This is a genomic window from Thermus antranikianii DSM 12462 (assembly GCF_000423905.1).
GTDB classification, from domain to species: Bacteria; Deinococcota; Deinococci; order Deinococcales; family Thermaceae; genus Thermus; species Thermus antranikianii.
On sequence record NZ_AUIW01000004.1, the window covers coordinates 118,444 to 131,629 of the forward strand.

Annotated in this window: 13 protein-coding genes; 5 read left to right on the top strand and 8 right to left on the bottom strand. The window is 65.9% G+C overall.

The genetic code is table 11. From position 1 onward, the window contains the following. Window positions 1-120: 120 nt before the first annotated feature. From proB to leuS, 4 genes are all read left to right on the top strand, one after another. The gene (gene proB / locus G584_RS0105305; protein WP_028493685.1) at window positions 121-1,224 is read left to right on the top strand and encodes a glutamate 5-kinase; all 1,104 of its coding nucleotides are present in this window, start codon (window positions 121-123) and stop codon (window positions 1,222-1,224) included. Beyond that, window positions 1,221-2,492 carry a glutamate-5-semialdehyde dehydrogenase gene (locus G584_RS0105310; RefSeq protein WP_051209178.1) on the top strand — a complete coding sequence of 424 codons (1,272 nt, stop codon included), beginning with the start codon at window positions 1,221-1,223 and terminating at the stop codon, window positions 2,490-2,492. The genes proB and G584_RS0105310 overlap by 4 nt, the downstream gene beginning before the upstream one ends. A gap of 53 nt (window positions 2,493-2,545) precedes the next feature. Then, complete coding sequence (locus G584_RS0105315; protein ID WP_028493687.1) at window positions 2,546-3,328, top strand: YhjD/YihY/BrkB family envelope integrity protein; 783 nt, start codon at window positions 2,546-2,548, stop codon at window positions 3,326-3,328. A 133-nt stretch (window positions 3,329-3,461) separates the two neighbouring features. After that, on the top strand, window positions 3,462-6,098 hold the full coding sequence (gene leuS, locus G584_RS0105320; protein ID WP_028493688.1) for a leucine--tRNA ligase: 2,637 nt from the start codon (window positions 3,462-3,464) through the stop codon (window positions 6,096-6,098). On the opposite strand, the gene G584_RS0105325 is transcribed toward leuS, so the two are convergent. Beyond that, a complete protein-coding gene (locus tag G584_RS0105325) occupies window positions 6,076-6,798 on the bottom strand; it encodes a Clp1/GlmU family protein (protein ID WP_028493689.1) in 723 nt (240 codons plus the stop codon). The genes leuS and G584_RS0105325 overlap by 23 nt on opposite strands. A 94-nt stretch (window positions 6,799-6,892) precedes the next feature. Between G584_RS0105325 and G584_RS0105330 the strand changes: the two genes are divergently transcribed. After that, window positions 6,893-8,056, top strand: coding sequence for an acyl-CoA dehydrogenase family protein (locus G584_RS0105330; RefSeq protein ID WP_028493690.1), 1,164 nt, complete (start codon window positions 6,893-6,895; stop codon window positions 8,054-8,056). Here the strand turns inward: G584_RS0105330 and rlmN are convergent. The 7 genes from rlmN to G584_RS0105365 are packed head-to-tail and all read right to left on the bottom strand — an operon-like array spanning window position 8,025 to window position 13,124. Next, window positions 8,025-9,074 carry a dual-specificity RNA methyltransferase RlmN gene (gene rlmN / locus G584_RS0105335; protein WP_028493691.1) on the bottom strand — a complete coding sequence of 350 codons (1,050 nt, stop codon included), beginning with the start codon at window positions 9,072-9,074 and terminating at the stop codon, window positions 8,025-8,027. The genes G584_RS0105330 and rlmN overlap by 32 nt on opposite strands. Beyond that, on the bottom strand, window positions 9,071-9,610 hold the full coding sequence (locus G584_RS0105340; RefSeq protein WP_028493692.1) for a Uma2 family endonuclease: 540 nt from the start codon (window positions 9,608-9,610) through the stop codon (window positions 9,071-9,073). Before G584_RS0105340 ends, rlmN begins: the two co-directional genes overlap by 4 nt. A gap of 31 nt (window positions 9,611-9,641) precedes the next feature. Next, window positions 9,642-9,866 (bottom strand): hypothetical protein, encoded by a 225-nt coding sequence (locus G584_RS0105345; protein WP_028493693.1) that lies wholly within the window; start codon window positions 9,864-9,866, stop codon window positions 9,642-9,644. Between the two features lie 11 nt (window positions 9,867-9,877). Next, on the bottom strand, window positions 9,878-10,549 hold the full coding sequence (locus G584_RS0105350) for a molybdenum cofactor biosynthesis protein (RefSeq protein ID WP_028493694.1): 672 nt from the start codon (window positions 10,547-10,549) through the stop codon (window positions 9,878-9,880). Beyond that, window positions 10,539-11,444, bottom strand: coding sequence for an HrcA family transcriptional regulator (locus G584_RS0105355; protein ID WP_028493695.1), 906 nt, complete (start codon window positions 11,442-11,444; stop codon window positions 10,539-10,541). Before G584_RS0105355 ends, G584_RS0105350 begins: the two co-directional genes overlap by 11 nt. 4 nt (window positions 11,445-11,448) lie before the next feature. Continuing rightward, window positions 11,449-11,799 carry a P-II family nitrogen regulator gene (locus G584_RS0105360; RefSeq protein ID WP_028493696.1) on the bottom strand — a complete coding sequence of 117 codons (351 nt, stop codon included), beginning with the start codon at window positions 11,797-11,799 and terminating at the stop codon, window positions 11,449-11,451. Then, entirely contained in the window at window positions 11,796-13,124 is a 1,329-nt protein-coding gene (locus G584_RS0105365) for an ammonium transporter (RefSeq protein ID WP_028493697.1), read from the bottom strand. Before G584_RS0105365 ends, G584_RS0105360 begins: the two co-directional genes overlap by 4 nt. Between the last annotated feature and the right edge of the window lie 62 nt (window positions 13,125-13,186).

Below are 13,186 nucleotides of genomic sequence, written 5' to 3' on the forward strand. Positions count from 1 at the left end.
AAGGCACCTCCAGGAACAGGATCCTCCGGGGCAAACCGCGCTTCCCCTGCTCAGCGTCAGAGGCTCAGGGTGGTGCGGGTGCCATCCGCGGCCGCGTGGGGGATGCTATCCTGGGCCTTAATGCGGCCGGGACTCGAGGCCAAGCGGCTGGTCATCAAAGTGGGAAGCGCCGTGTTGGCGGGGCCCCAAGGGTTGGAGCAGGGGGTGATGCAGGAGATTGCCCGCCAGGTTCTGGCCCTGCGCCAGGAGGGGCGGGAAGTGGTTCTGGTTTCCTCGGGGGCGGTGGCGGCGGGGATGGCGGCCTTGGGCCTGCCCCGCCCCCAGGACATGCCAGCCAAGCAGGCCCTGGCCGCCATCGGCCAGCCCCTCCTCATGGCCCGTTGGCGGGAGGCCTTCGCCCCCGCCCCGGTGGCCCAGGTGCTTCTCACCGCCGAGGATCTGGCGAGCCGCGGGCGCTACCTGAACGCCAAGGCCACCCTGCAGGCCCTTTTGCGCCTGAAGGCAGTTCCCATCATCAACGAGAACGATACGGTGGCCTTCCAGGAGATCCGCTTCGGGGACAACGACCAGCTTTCCGCCCGGGTGGCGGCCTTGGTGGAGGCAGGGCTTTTGCTCCTCCTTTCCGACGTGGACGCCCTCTATGAGGATGACCCCAAGAAGAACCCCAGCGCCCGCCCTATCCCGGAGGTGGAACGGGTGGAGGCCGTGCTGGCCCATGCTGGGGAGGGGAATCCCTTGGGAAGCGGGGGGATGCGTTCCAAGCTGCTCGCCGCCCGCATCGCCGGAAGGGTGGGGATACCCACCCTCCTTCTGCCGGGGAGAAGGCCAGGGGCGATCCTCGAGGCTCTGGCAGGAGCTCCCTTGGGAACGTACTTCCACGCCAGAAGGCGGTACCGGGGCCAAAGGGCCTGGCTTTACAGCCTCCTTCGGCCCAAGGGGGAGCTGGTGCTGGACGCCGGGGCGGTGAGGGCTTTAAGGGAGAGGGGAGCAAGCCTCCTGCCCGCCGGCATCAAGGCGGTGCGGGGGCGGTTCGGTCGGGGAGAGGCGGTGCGCCTCCTCACCGAGGCAGGGGAAGAGGTGGGGGTGGGCCTGGCCAACTACGCCGCCGAGGAGATCGAGCGCATCAAGGGGCACAAAAGCGCCGAGATCGAGGCTCTGCTGGGCTATCGCTACACGGAGGAGGTGGTTCACCGGGACCACCTGGCCTTGAAGGAGGAGGCATGAGGGAGTTGGCTGCTTCCCAAAGGGAACATCTTGAGAAAACGCTGAGGGAACTGGCGGAGGGGGCTCGGGCCCGGCTTCCTGAGATCGCCAAGGGAAACCGGGACGGGGCTCTTCTGGCCATGGCCCGCCTCTTGGAGGAGGCCTGGCCGGAGGTGCTAAAGGCCAACCAAGAAGACCTCAAGGAGGCGGAAGAGGCGGGGCTATCCCGGGCCAAGCTGGACCGCCTGGCCCTCAAGGACAAGGACCTTAGGAGCCTCACCGAGGGTCTTCGTCAGATTGCCGCTCTCCCGGATCCCTTAGGAAGGATTGAGGGGCTTAGCAAGAGGCCCAACGGCCTTAGGGTGGGAAGGATGCGGATCCCCTTGGGCCTCATCGGCTTTATCTACGAGGCCCGGCCCGGGGCCACGGTGGAGGCGGTTTCCGTGGCCTTAAAGGCGGGAAACGCCATGCTCCTCAGGGGAGGGAAGGAGGCTTTCCGTTCTAACCAGGCCCTGGTTTCCCTGTGGCACCGGGCCTTGAGGGAGGCCGGGCTTCCTGTGGAGGCGGTGAGCCTGGTGCCCACCACCGAGCGAGAGGCCATCCTGGCCATGTGCCGCCTGGAGTTATTGGACCTCCTCATTCCCCGGGGTGGGGAGGAGCTCATCCGTCTGGTGCAACAGGAGGCCCGGGTGCCGGTCCTGGCCCATGCCAAGGGGGTGAATCACCTCTACGTGGACGAGAGGGCGGACCTGGATATGGCTCTCCGCCTGGTCGTTAACGGTAAGACCCAGCGGCCTGCCGTGTGCAATGCCCTCGAGGCCGTGTTGGTGCACGAGAGGGTGGCCGAGGTCTTTCTTCCCATGCTGGAAAAGGCCATGCGGGAAAGGGGAGTGGAGCTCAGGGCCTGCCCCAAAGCCCTACCCTTCCTGAAGGAGGCGGTGCCCGCTCAGGAGGAGGAGTGGGACCGGGAGTATCTGGACTTGATCCTGAGGGTGAAGGTGGTTTCCGGCCTGGAGGAAGCCCTGGAACACATCGCCCGCTACGGCTCCCGCCACACCGAGGCCATCTGCACGGAGGATCCCAAGGCTGCCTGGCGGTTTTTGGAGGAGGTGGACGCCAGCCTGGTCCTATGGAATGCCTCCACCCGCTTCAACGATGGCTTCCAGCTGGGCCTGGGGGCGGAGATCGGCATCAGCACCTCCAAGCTCCACGCCTACGGCCCCATGGGGCCCATGGAGCTCACCACCACCAAGTGGGTGGCCCTGGGGGAGGGGCAGGAGCGGGAATAGGTGCCCCCTAGGGGAGGGTGTCCGCCGGGGGAGCGGGTAGGAAAGGGGAGCCCGTGTTGCACAAGGCGTTACGCCTCTACACCCAGGCCCATGTGCCCTTCTTCGCCGCTGCCTTGGCCTACTACGCCCTTCTTTCCCTCATGCCCCTTCTCTTTCTCCTGGTGGGGGTCTTTGGCCTTTTCCTCTCGGGAAGCGAGGCTCTGAGAGAGGGTTTTTTGGAGGGAGTGGAAACCTTGGCCGAGGGTCTTTTCCCGGCCCGGCCCGAGCTGGTCCAGGACCTTCTCCGCTTCCTCACCCGGGGGGCCTTTCCCCTCACCCTGGTGAGCGCCCTCTTCCTCCTTTGGTCGGGAAGCAATTTCTTCGCCGCCCTAAGCTACGCCCTGGGGCTCATCTTTGGCCGTCCCCCGGGTTTTCGCCACCGCCTTTTGGGCCTCCTCATGCCGATGGTCTTGGGCCTTGCCCTCATTCTCCTTGCCCTTTTGGGCTTGGTCCTGGGGTTTCTCCTCCGCTTCCTTCCCCCGGAGTGGCGGGGGGCCTTGGGGCCCCTGGAGGCTTTTTTACCCCTCTTCCTGGCCTTTTTGCTCTTTCTCCTCACCTACGCCTTTTTCCGCGGTCTCAAAGGGTTTCGCCACCTGGTGCCCTTGAGCGTGGGGGCAGGGGTGGCGGCCCTTCTCTTCGAGGGGGTGCGGCTTGGGCTTCCCAAGCTCCTTCCCCGCTCCCAGTACGAGCTTCTCTACGGCCCCCTGGCGGGGTTTGTCCTGGCGCTACTCGGCCTATACCTCGTGCTTTGGGTCTTCCTCCTGGGGGCGGTGGTGGCGAGGGCGGTGGAGGACTAGGGTGCCCCACGCTTTTTTGCCGGGTTGCAGTATCATGTTCCCATGAGTCCGGCCAGGCTAATCCCCTAAAGCGGGAAGGGGCCTGGCCGTCCCCTTCCCCTTGGGGAAGGGGTTTTTTGGGAGGAGGCCCGGCATGGAGAAGTACAACCCGCACGCCATAGAGCCCAAGTGGCAACGCTTCTGGAAGGAAAAGGGCTTCATGAAGGCCAAGGAAGTCCCGGGAAGGAAGGGGAAGCAGTACGTGCTGGTCATGTTCCCCTACCCCTCCGGGGACCTGCACATGGGCCACCTGAAGAACTACACCATGGGGGACGTCCTGGCCCGCTTCCGCAAGGTGCAGGGGTATGAGGTCCTCCATCCCATGGGCTGGGATGCCTTTGGCCTGCCCGCGGAAAACGCCGCTTTGAAGTTCGGCCTCCACCCCAGGGACTGGACCTACGAGAACATCCGCCAGGCCAAGGAGAGCCTCGAGCTCATGGGCATCCTCTACGACTGGGACCGGGAGGTGACCACCTGCGAGCCCGACTACTACCGCTTCAACCAGTGGATCTTCCTGAAGATGTGGGAAAAGGGCCTGGCCTACCGGGCCAAGGGCCTGGTGAACTGGTGCCCCAAGTGCCAGACGGTCCTGGCCAACGAGCAGGTGGTGGAGGGCCGCTGCTGGCGGCACGAGGACACTCCGGTGGAGAAGCGGGAGCTGGAGCAGTGGTACCTGCGCATCACCGCCTATGCGGAAAGGCTTCTTAAGGACCTCGAGGGCCTGAACTGGCCGGAAAAGGTGAAGGCCATGCAGCGGGCCTGGATCGGCCGGTCGGAGGGGGCGGAGATCGAGTTCCCCGTGGAGGGCCTAGGGGAGACCGTCACCGTCTTCACCACCCGGCCCGACACCCTTTTTGGGGCCACCTTCATGGTCCTGGCCCCGGAGCACCCCCTCACCTTAAGGCTCGCCTCTCCCGAAAGGCGGGCCGAGGTGGAGGCCTATGTGGAGGCTGCCAAGCGGAAGACGGAGATCGAGCGCCAGGCGGAAGGCCGGGAGAAAACGGGGGTTTTTCTCGGGGCCTACGCCATAAACCCCGCCACCGGGGAGAAGATCCCCATCTGGACTGCGGATTACGTGCTTTATGGCTACGGCACTGGGGCCATCATGGGGGTGCCCGGGCATGACCAGAGGGACTTTGAGTTCGCCAAGAAGTTCGGCCTTCCCATAAGGAAGGTGATCGAGCGCCCGGGTGAGCCCTTACCCGAGCCCCTGGAGGCCGCCTACGAGGAGCCTGGCATCATGGTGAACTCGGGGCCCTTTGACGGCACCCCCAGCGAGGAGGGCAAGAAGAAGGTGGTGGCCTGGCTGGAGGAGAGGGGCCTGGGAAGGGCTAAGGTTACCTACCGCCTCCGGGACTGGCTCATCAGCCGCCAGCGCTACTGGGGCACCCCCATTCCCATGGTCCACTGCGAAGCCTGCGGGGTGGTGCCGGTTCCCGAGGAGGAGCTTCCCGTCCTCCTCCCCGACCTCAAGGACATCGAGGACATCCGGCCCAAGGGGAAAAGCCCCCTGGAGGCCCACCCCGAGTTCTACGAGACCACCTGCCCCAAATGCGGTGGCCCCGCCAAGCGGGACACCGACACCATGGACACCTTCGTGGACTCCAGCTGGTACTACCTGCGTTACACCGACCCCAAGAACGAAACGCTTCCCTTTGACCCCACGAAGGCGGACTTCTGGATGCCGGTGGACCAGTACATTGGCGGGGTGGAGCACGCCGTGCTTCACCTCCTCTACAGCCGCTTCTTCACCAAGTTCCTCCACGATCTGGGATTGGTGAAGGTGGAGGAGCCCTTCCAGGGGCTTTTCACCCAGGGCATGGTCCTGGCCTGGACGGACTTCGGCCCCGTGGAGGTGGAGGGGGATAGGGTGCGCCTGCCCGAGCCCACCCGCATCCGCCTGGAGATCCCGGAGAGGGAGCTTTCCCTGGAGGAGGTGCGGAAGATGGGGGCGGAGCTCAGGCCCCACGAGGACGGTACCCTTCACTTCTGGAAGCCCGCGGTGATGAGCAAGTCCAAGGGCAACGGGGTCATGGTGGGGCCCTTCGTGAAGGAGGAAGGGGCGGATATCGCCCGCATCACCATCCTCTTCGCCGCACCCCCCGAAAACGAGATGGTCTGGACCGAGGAGGGGGTGCAGGGGGCCTGGCGCTTCCTGAACCGCATATGGCGCCGGGTGGCGGAGGACCGGGAGGCCCTTTTGGCCACCTCGGGCCAGTTTGCCGCCGAGGCCCTGGAGGGTCCGGACCGGGAGCTTTACCGGAAGCTCCACGCCACCCTCAAGAAGGTCACGGAGGACCTCGAGGCCCTGCGCTTCAACACCGCCATCGCCGCCCTGATGGAGCTCTTGAACGCCCTCTACGAGTACCGTAAGGTGCGGCCCGTGACCCCCGTCTACCGCACCGCCATCCGCTACTACCTGCAGATGCTCTTCCCCTTCGCCCCCCACATCGCCGAGGAGCTATGGCACTGGTTCTGGCCGGATAGCCTCTTTGAAGCCGGCTGGCCGGAGCTGGACGAAAAGGCTCTGGAAAAGGATGTGGTGGAGGTGGCGGTGCAGGTGAACGGGAGGGTGCGGGGAACCATCCAGATTCCCAAGGACGCCCCCCTGGAGGTGGCCAGGGCCGAGGCCCTCAAGGTGAGAAACGTCCAGGCCCACGTGGAGGGCAAGGCCATCGTGAAGGAAATCTACGTCCCCGGCAAGATCCTCAACCTGGTAGTGCGGGGATAGGGAAGAGAAGCCGGGTGGGTACCACCCTGGCCACCTCCTCCCCCACGGGGGTGAGGAAAAGCCCCTCGTCCCCCGCCCAGGCTAGAAGCCGCCCGTAGCCCAGGAGGAACCCTTCCTCGTCCAGGAGCCCGTAAAGCCGGTGGGGCTCGGGGGGCACCATAAGGTATGCGGGCACGCGACCGAGGGGAAGGGGGCGGGGCCTGGCCCCCTGGAAGTGGGCAAAAAGCCTTTCCAGGCGGTTTTTCCGCCTCTCGGCCGGGGTTTTCCTGCGGACCCCCTGAAGGGGCGGGGCCAGGCGCGCCCTTAGGTCCTTGCGCCAGGAAAGGGCCTGGTAAAGTTCCTCCCACCCCAGGACCAGGACCTCGGCGGGCACCAGGGCCTCTATCTGTAAGAGCCGAAACCCGGGGTCCAGGTAGCCATCCGTGTCGGCTACGGTGGGGCTTCCTTTGGGGATGAGGCGGGCTAAGCGCAGGGCCCCCACCACCGCCTGCGCCTCCATCCCTCTAGGGGACAGGGCCCCCAGAAGGTAGCGGCGTAGGGGGGTGAGGGTTCCTTCCCGGTAGTGGAAGAGGGTGAAGGCCCCGGGCAGGGCTCCCTGCCCCGGGTCCAGGTCCAGGAGGTAGGCTTCCTTGGCCTTTTCCAGAAGCCTTAAGGCCAGGGTGGACTTGCCGGTATCCGTGGGGCCAGCCAGGAGGAGCATCCCCCTTGAAACTACCCCATGCCCCGGGATCCCGGGGGTCTGTAGGATAACGTATTTTTGCCATGTCGCAAGAAAGTGTTATACTATGCCCACCATGGGGCTCTGGTTTGAGGAAAGCCAGGAGGAGCGGGCAGTCTTGGGGCCCTTCCGCGAGTTTCTGAAGGCGGAGGTGGCCCCGGGGGCGGCGGAGAGGGACCGCACGGGGGCCTTTCCCTTTGAGCTGGTGAGGAAGCTCGCCCAGTTCGGCGTCTTCGGGGCCACGGTGCCCGAGGCCTATGGCGGGGCGGGGCTTAAAAGCCGGCTTTTCGCCCGTATGGTGGAGGAGATCGCCTATTACGACGGGGCCTTGGCCCTCACCGTGGCCAGCCACAACTCCTTGGCCACGGGGCATATCCTCCTTGCGGGGGACGAAAGGCAGAAGGAAACCTTCCTGCCCAAGCTGGCCTCGGGGGAGGCCCTGGGGGCCTGGGGGCTTACGGAGCCGGGGTCGGGTTCGGATGCCGCTGCCCTTAAAACCCGGGCCGAGCCGGTGTCCGGGGGATATGTGCTCAATGGCACCAAGCAGTTCATCACCCAGGGGAGCGTGGCCGGGGTCTACGTGATCGTGGCCCGCACCGACCCGGCTCCAAGCCCGGAGAGGAAGCACCTGGGCATCTCCGCCTTCGCCTTTTTCCGTCCGGAAAAGGGTCTTCGCATCGGCCGCAAGGAGGAGAAGCTGGGCCTGAACGCCTCGGACACCGCCCAGCTGGTCCTCGAGGACCTCTTCGTGCCCGAGGACAGCCTTTTGGGGGAGAGGGGCAAGGGGTTTTACGATGTGCTCAAGGTGCTGGATGGGGGCAGGATCGGCATCGCCGCCATGGCGGTGGGCCTGGGAAGGGCGGCCTTGGACTACGCCCTCCGCTACGCCAAACAAAGGGAGGCCTTCGGCAGGCCTATTGCCGAGTACCAGGGGGTTTCCTTCAAGCTGGCGGAGGCAGCCACGGAGCTGGAGGCGGCAAGGCTTCTTTACCTGAAGGCGGCGGAGCTTAAGGACGCGGGAAGGCCCTATACCCTTGAGGCCGCCCAGGCCAAGCTCTTCGCCAGCGAGGTGGCGGTGAAGGCCTGCGACGAGGCCATCCAGGTCCTGGGGGGGTACGGGTACATCAAGGACTACCCCGTGGAGCGCTACTGGCGCGACGCCCGCCTGACCCGCATCGGGGAGGGTACCAGCGAGATCCTGAAGCTGGTCATTGCCCGGCGCCTTCTAGAGTCGGTGTGAAGGTGAGGGCCTTGGGGGCCTTTAAGGCCAGCTGGCCGCAGGCTGCCCCTACGTCCTGCCCTCGGCTGAAGCGGATGGAGGTGGGAATTCCCAGGCGCCTCAGCTCCTCCGCGAAGGCCAGAATGCCCGCTTTGGGAGTACCTTTCACCGGGGCACCTTCCCAGGGGTTAAAGGGAATCAGGTTCACGTGGGCGCTTATGCCCTTAAGGAGCTTGGCGAGAAGCCGGGCCTGCCAGGGATGGTCGTTTAAACCCTTCAGGAGGGTGTACTCAAAGGTGACCCGCCTTTTGGTCCTGGCGTAGTAGTGGCGCACCGCCTCGAGGATCTCCCCCACGGAGTAGCGGTGAGCGGTGGGGATGATCTTCCTGCGGGTCTCGTCGTCGGGGGCATGGAGGGAAAGGGCAAGGCGCACCCCAAGGTCCTCCTCCGCCAGGCGGTAGATGCCCTTGGGAATGCCCACGGTGGAGAGGGTGATGCGCCTTGGGCTCATGGCCAGGCCCTTGGGATGGAGCATGATGCGGATGGCCTTAAGCACGTTGCCCAGGTTCAGGAGGGGCTCCCCCATGCCCATGAGGACCACGTTTCGGATATCCCTGGGGGAGATACCCTGGTGGTGGGCGATGGCCAGGAGCTGGGAAAGGATCTCCGCCGCGGTGAGGTTGCGGCCAAAGCCCAAGGCCCCGGTGGCGCAGAAGGTGCACCCCGCGGGGCAGCCCACCATGCTGGAGAGGCAGACAGTCTTGCGGTTCTCGTAGGGCATGTAGACGGCTTCCGTCTTCCTTCCGTCCAGCAGGGTGAAGAGGTACTTGACGCTTCCGTCCCGGCTTGGGTAGGCCTCCACCAGGGCAAACTCGGAGATGCGCCACTCCCCGGCCAGGGCTTCCCGGAGGCTCTTGGGCAGGTCGGTCATCTCGGAGAAGTCCATGGCCCCCCGGGCGTAGAGCCAGTGGGCGATCTGGGCCTTGCGGTAGCCCTCGCCGGGAAGCTCTTCGGGGAGGAGTTCCAGGATGGGTTTCATGCCACGCCCTCGTAGATTTCCTCAAGCTTCAAGGTCCCCTCCGGGCAGGGGAGGATAAGGAGTTCCTCCAGCCTTTCCTCCCGAAAGCCCGAAGGGGTTTTGCGGTAAAGGACGCCTCCCGGCCTGGCCCCCTCCAGGAGGAGATAGGCCTGGAGACTGGGGAGCCTAAGGTAATGCGAAAGCTTTTCCCGCCGGTCCTGGGCCTCGGTACCGGGGGAGAGAACCTCCACCACCAGGCAAGGGGCGGTTTCGTAGAGGGGATGGGCCTTGGGGCCGCAGACCACCATGACATCTGGGTAGTAGAAGGTGTCCTCGGAAACCTTAAGCCGGGCGGTTTCGCTGTAGACCCGGCATCCTTGGGCCCGGGCCAAGGGTTTTAGGAGGGCCACCAGGTTGGTGACGATGAGGTTGTGGTCCAGGCTGGCCCCGGCCATGGCATAAGGGATGCCCCCTACCAGCTCGTGGCGCACGGGGCTGGCCTCTTCCAGGGCCAGGTATTCCTCTTCCGTTAGCGGGCGCAAGGACCGCTCGGTCATCGTCCTATTGTAAGGCTTTCGCCGGGGTTTTTCAGCGTAGCCGCCCGTAGCCCAGACCTAGCCCCAGGAGGAGAAGGAGAAGCCCCAAGGGCCTGGGCCGGGCAAGGAGCCCCAGGAAGCCCCCGAAGAGGAGGAGGCCCAGGCCCACCCGCCTGCGCCCGTGCCGGTAGGCCCGGCCCGAGAGGAAGCCCAGAAGGAGGGGCAAAGCCCAGAGGACCAAGAGGAGGAGGCCCAGGAGGAAGGAAAAAGAGGCCATGGCTTGGGGCCCTAGAGGCGGTGCTCCTCTGGGGCGAAACCCTCCACCCAGAAGCTACCGTCCGGCCGGTGCTCCTTCTTCCAGACGGGGAGGATCTGCTTCACCCGGTCGATGGCGTACTGGCAGGCGGCGAAGGCCTCGGGGCGGTGCCGGGCTGAAACCACGATGGCGATGGAGGCCTCCCCGGGGTTCACCCGGCCCAGGCGGTGCCAGAGGGCCACCCGGCCCAGGGGCCAGCGGGAGCGCATCTCCCCGATGATCTCCGCCATGACCTTTTCCGCCATGCCGGGATAGGCCTCGTACTCCAAAAAGGCCACCTCCTCCCCCCGGTTGGGGCTTCGGGTGGTGCCCAGGAAGCTCACCACCGCCCCATACTCGGGGGCGGTGGCCCAGTCCACCAGGGCCTTCAGGTCCAGGGGTTCATGGGTGAGGCCGTAGGAGTCCTGTCCTCCCGAGACCGGGGGCAGAAAGGCCACCTCGTCCCCCTCCTTTAGGGGGGTTTCCCCTTGGGCCAGGGCCTGGTTCACCGCCGCCATGCCGCCCTCCAGCCTTAGGCTGGGGAAACGCTTCTCCAGGGCTTCTTTAGCATGTAGTACCCGGGCTCCTTCGGGCAGCTCCAGGAAGAGGCGGTCCGTGCCCGCCTGTTCCCGGTAAAGGGCGAAGAGCCGCACTTCAACCCGCATGCTGCCCAGTATAGACCCGGCTGAGGCTCGAGGCCACGGAGAGGGCCTCGAGGTAGCGCATGCGCATGGGTCCCAGGAGCACCAGCTCCCCCAGCCACTCCCCCCGGGCGAAGCCCGCCTGCACCTGAGCCAAGCCCTCCACCTCCCCCACCCGCACGTCCACCCGGCCGGGAGGGGTCAGGACTGCCTCATCCCCCCCGGCTTCATAAAGGGCCACCAGGCGCTCTAGAAAGCCAGGGTCCTTGGCCTCCGGTTCCTTTAAGGCCTCGGCCAGCCCCTCCCGGTAGACGAGGGAGAGGCCTGCGGAAAGGGCCCGGGAGAGATGGGCGAAAAGTTCCTCGAGGCCCCTGGGAGCCGGGGGCAAGGCGGTAAAGGGTCCGGAGAGGGCCTCCTCTGCCTGTCTTAGGCGCTCCGGCGAGAGGGTGAGGGGAAGGCGGGCCTCCTTCACCCTTCCCCCTTCCAGGACGAAAACCGCCAGGGTGCCTTCCGGCAGGGGGGAGAGGTGGACCTGGAGCACCTTGGGAGAGTTCCTGGGCCTCAAGCGCAAAAGGGCAGGGTACCCGGAAAGCCCCACCGCCATCTTCACCAAGAAGGCCTCGGGTTCCCTGGCCCCCTCCAGGGCCCGCTGGAGCCGCTCCTGGGTGGCCTCGGGAAGGGGTTTTGGGGGGAGGAGGGAAAGGGAGTACTGGCGGAAGGCCTGCCGGGTGGGGACCCTTCCGGCGGAGGCGTGGGGCTTGGAGAGGTAGCCCATCTCCTCGAGGGCGATGAGCTCATACCGGGCCAGGGCAGGGGATAGCCCCAGGCCCTCGGCCAGCCTCGCCGAGGGCACAGGGGCTTTGGTCTTGATGTATTCCTCCACTAGGAGGTAAAGGATGGCCCGCTGCCTGGCCGTCACATCTTTATTGTACCGGGGTCACGGCAGCCTCGTCCTCCTCCCCGGTGCGGATCCGGTAGACCTTCTCCACCGGCAAAACGAAGATCTTTCCGTCCCCCACCTCCCCGGTGCGGGCGGCTTTGAGGATGGCCTCCACCGTGGGCCTTACGAAGGGCTCGGACACCCCGATCTCCAGGCGGATCTTTTCGTGCAGGGCCATCTTCACCGTGGTGCCCCGGTAGGTTTCCACCCTTTCCGTTTCCCCCCCGTGCCCCTGGATCCTGCTGATGGACAGCCCCCGCACCTCCGCCCTGAAGAGGGCTTCCAGGACGTCCTGGAGCTTCTCCGGCCGGATGATGGCCACGATGAGCTTCATGCTTTACCTCCTGCGGGCTTGAGGGCAGGGGGGCTGGCCTCGGAGAGCACCAGGATGGCCCCCTCGCCTTCCACGTAGGCTTCCTCCCCGTGCTGGGTCACGTCCAGGCCCAGCCCTTCCTCCTTGGGGCTCGCCCGCAAGGGGGTAAGGAGGTTCGTGAGCTTAAGGAGGAGGAAGGTGCCGAGGGCAGAGTAGGCCACCGCCACCCCCACCGCCAAAGCTTGGATGGCGAGCTGCATGGGGTTGCCGAAGAGGAAGCCGTCTGCTACTCCGTTCCAGGTCTTCTCCGCCAGAAGGCCAGTGAGGAGGGCGCCGGTGATGCCCGCAATCCCGTGGGCGCCGAATACGTCCAGGGAGTCGTCCAGCCGGGTCCTGGGCCGCCAGAGCAGGAAGAAGTAGCTGGGGAAGGCGCTCACCGCCCCCAGCACCAGGGCGGACAGGGGGGATACGAACCCCGCCGCCGGGGTGATGGCCACCAGGCCCACCACGATGGCGGTGGCCAGGCCCACCGCCGTGACCTTGCCGGTGCGCAGGAGGTCCAAAAGAGCCCAGGTGGTGAGGGTGGCCGCGGGGGCGAGGAGGGTGTTCACGAAGGCCAGGCTCGCCAGGGCCCCGGAGCTCAGGGCGCTTCCCCCGTTGAATCCGAACCAGCCGAACCAAAGAAGGGCCGCTCCCAGGAGGGTAAAGGGCACGTTGTGGGGCAGGATGGCCTGGCGGCCGTAGTCCTTCCGGGCCCCCAAGACCAAGGCCCCCACCAGGGCGGCTATGCCAGCGTTGATGTGCACCACTGTGCCCCCGGCGAAGTCCAGGGCTCCCAAGGAGCCCAAAAATCCTCCACCCCAGACCCAGTGGGCCAGGGGAGCGTAGACCAAAAGCCCCCAGAGGCTCAGGAAGAGAAGGAGGGCGGGAAAGCGCATCCTTTCCACCATGCCCCCCGTGAGGAGGGCGGCGGTGATGATGGCAAAGGTGCCCTGGAAGGCCATGAAGAGGAGATGGGGGATCTCCCCCTTGGCCTCGAGGCCCACTCCCTTCAGAAGGGCGTGGTCTAGGCTCCCTAGCCAGGGACCGCCCTCGCCAAAGGCCAGGCTGTAGCCGAGGAGCGCCCAGCCCACTCCCACGAAGCCTAAGGCGGCGAAGCTCATCATCATGGTGTTCAAGGCGTTCTTGCTCCGCACCAGGCCGCCGTAGAAGAAGGCCAGGGCCGGGGTCATGAGGAGCACCAAGGCCGTGGAGACCAGCATCCAGGCCGTGGCTGCTCCATCCACCCCTTCTGCCAAGGCCAGTCCTGAGAGCCCGCTCACCGCTAGGAATAGGGTTTTCCGCATGGTCCGTCACCCCCTTAGGGCTGAGGGTAGCACCGGGTATGCATAATGTCAAGCATTAGCTT

Bases quoted from the DNA above. Each gene is read 5' to 3' on its own strand.
- G584_RS0105360 (WP_028493696.1), bottom strand. From the start codon at position 11,799: ATGAAGCTCATCGTGGCCATCATCCGGCCGGAGAAGCTCCAGGACGTC.
- rlmN (WP_028493691.1), bottom strand. From the start codon at position 9,074: ATGAAACCCATCCTGGAACTCCTCCCCGAAGAGCTTCCCGGCGAGGGC.
- G584_RS0105310 (WP_051209178.1), top strand. From the start codon at position 1,221: ATGAGGGAGTTGGCTGCTTCCCAAAGGGAACATCTTGAGAAAACGCTG.
- G584_RS0105345 (WP_028493693.1), bottom strand. From the start codon at position 9,866: ATGGCCTCTTTTTCCTTCCTCCTGGGCCTCCTCCTCTTGGTCCTCTGG.
- proB (WP_028493685.1), top strand. From the start codon at position 121: ATGCGGCCGGGACTCGAGGCCAAGCGGCTGGTCATCAAAGTGGGAAGC.
- G584_RS0105340 (WP_028493692.1), bottom strand. From the start codon at position 9,610: ATGACCGAGCGGTCCTTGCGCCCGCTAACGGAAGAGGAATACCTGGCC.
- G584_RS0105325 (WP_028493689.1), bottom strand. From the start codon at position 6,798: ATGCTCCTCCTGGCTGGCCCCACGGATACCGGCAAGTCCACCCTGGCC.
- G584_RS0105365 (WP_028493697.1), bottom strand. From the start codon at position 13,124: ATGCGGAAAACCCTATTCCTAGCGGTGAGCGGGCTCTCAGGACTGGCC.
- G584_RS0105350 (WP_028493694.1), bottom strand. From the start codon at position 10,549: ATGCGGGTTGAAGTGCGGCTCTTCGCCCTTTACCGGGAACAGGCGGGC.
- G584_RS0105330 (WP_028493690.1), top strand. From the start codon at position 6,893: ATGGGGCTCTGGTTTGAGGAAAGCCAGGAGGAGCGGGCAGTCTTGGGG.
- leuS (WP_028493688.1), top strand. From the start codon at position 3,462: ATGGAGAAGTACAACCCGCACGCCATAGAGCCCAAGTGGCAACGCTTC.